Raw genomic sequence first — 1,609 nt, forward strand, 5'->3', positions numbered from 1 at the left:
CACCCGTCGCCGCCCCGCGCCCTCCGCCACCCCGCGGGGCCCCGCGAACGGCCCACCCCGACCTGCCGTCGGACAAATCAGGATGCATGATCAGCATTCAGGTGGATATGTGCATATAGGACGCCACCCAGGAGGAGAGAGACTCGTGAGCTTTTCGGATTCGGCCCGAGAGACGGCCACCAGGACCCGGGACACCGCCGCACACTTCGCGGACGGCGCCAAGCAGCGCCTCGGCCCCGCCTTGGACGCCTTGGGCCCGAAGGCCGCGCTGGCCGCCCACAACCTCCGCATCCAGTACGACAGGCATCTCGCCCCGCAGTTCGGCCACGCCTTCGCCAGCCTGCCGCCGGAGGCCCAGCAGAACGCCCTGAAGGCCCTCCACCGGGCCCAGGAGGCCGCTCTGGCGGCCCGCCTGTCCGCCGCCCGGGCCGCGGACCAGGCCCGCACCACCGTGGCCCCCAGGGTCGCCCAGGCGGTCGAGGAGGCCCGCGCCACCGTCGGCCCGGTCGCCCACGAGGCCCAGACCCGCGGCGCCGCCGCGCTGACCGCCCTCCAGGGCAACGTCAGCTCGGCCGAGATCAGCGAGCTGGCCGCCCGGAACGCCAGGAAGAAGGACTGCAACCGCCTGGCCACCGGCCTGGCCGTGGCCGGTCTGCTGGCGATCGGCGGCGGCATCGTGGCCTGGCAGTGGTGGCGCCGGCACAGCAACCCGGAGTGGCTGGTCGAGCCCCCGGCACCGCAGGAGCCCCGGCCCACCGGCGCACACGCCGCGTCCGCGCCGGTGAACGGCTCCGGCCCGGACGCCGGCGCCGAGGGCCCGGACGGGGGCCCGGTCGGCGAGAACGACGGCCCCGCCACCGAGGACGGCCCCGGGCCGCGCTGACCGTGCGGAGACCGCCCGGAAACGCCGATCGGCCGTCGACCAGGATCCTGGTCGACGGCCGATCGGCTACTGCCGTGGATTGTGGAGCATAGGAGACTCGAACTCCTGACATCTGCCTTGCAAAGGCAGCGCTCTACCAACTGAGCTAATGCCCCTCGACGGCACCGCGCGCGTGCCAACGGGCACTAGCGTACCGGTTTCCGGCGCGATTCCCAGCGCCGTCCCCCTGGAACGGTGCTGTTCCATGGGGTCGGCCGGTCCGGTTCGTCGACCGGGCCGGCCGGCCCGGGAGGCACCGACGGGCGCCTCCGGAGTTCGTCGATCGTCAGATCGCCGGGGGCTCAGCGACCGGCCGGAACCGGGTCGGTGGCCTCGGTCCACAGGTCCTGCTCGGCGCGGTCCGCCTGGACCTGACGGTAGACAAAGAAGCCGCCGAGGGCGACCAGGGCGACCAGGAGAAGCTTCTTCACCGCGGGACCTCGTCCTTCTTGCGTTGATGGACTCAAGAGCCGGATCCGGCCTGACTGACCGGGCCGACGAGTCCAGTTGTGTTTCGAGCGCGAACGGGCTGCCGAGTGCCAGACTGCCCTTGCGGCCGATGATACACACCGGTGTCCCAATCGTGACCAGCCACCGGTACGGCCAACCCGGCGGTCCGGTCCCGGGATTGACGCCGCACCTCCTGGCGGGCGGTCCGACCGCCCCCGGACCGTCCACCGCACCCAC

Annotated in this window: 2 protein-coding genes and 1 tRNA gene; 1 reads left to right on the forward strand and 2 read right to left on the reverse strand. The window is 72.8% G+C overall.

From position 1 onward, the window contains the following. Nucleotides 1–145: 145 nt before the first annotated feature. Nucleotides 146–883, forward strand: coding sequence for a DUF5324 family protein (locus tag ACIQOV_RS40745; protein WP_401056098.1), 738 nt, complete (start codon nt 146–148; stop codon nt 881–883). An 82-nt stretch (nt 884–965) separates the two neighbouring features. On the opposite strand, the gene ACIQOV_RS40750 is transcribed toward ACIQOV_RS40745, so the two are convergent. Beyond that, nucleotides 966–1,038, reverse strand: a tRNA-Ala gene (locus ACIQOV_RS40750). A gap of 186 nt (nt 1,039–1,224) precedes the next feature. Next, nucleotides 1,225–1,353, reverse strand: coding sequence for a DLW-39 family protein (locus tag ACIQOV_RS40755; protein ID WP_014137031.1), 129 nt, complete (start codon nt 1,351–1,353; stop codon nt 1,225–1,227). Between the last annotated feature and the right edge of the window lie 256 nt (nt 1,354–1,609).

This window comes from Kitasatospora sp. NPDC091257, assembly GCF_044757675.1.
Taxonomy (GTDB): Bacteria; Actinomycetota; Actinomycetes; order Streptomycetales; family Streptomycetaceae; genus Kitasatospora; species Kitasatospora lactacystinica.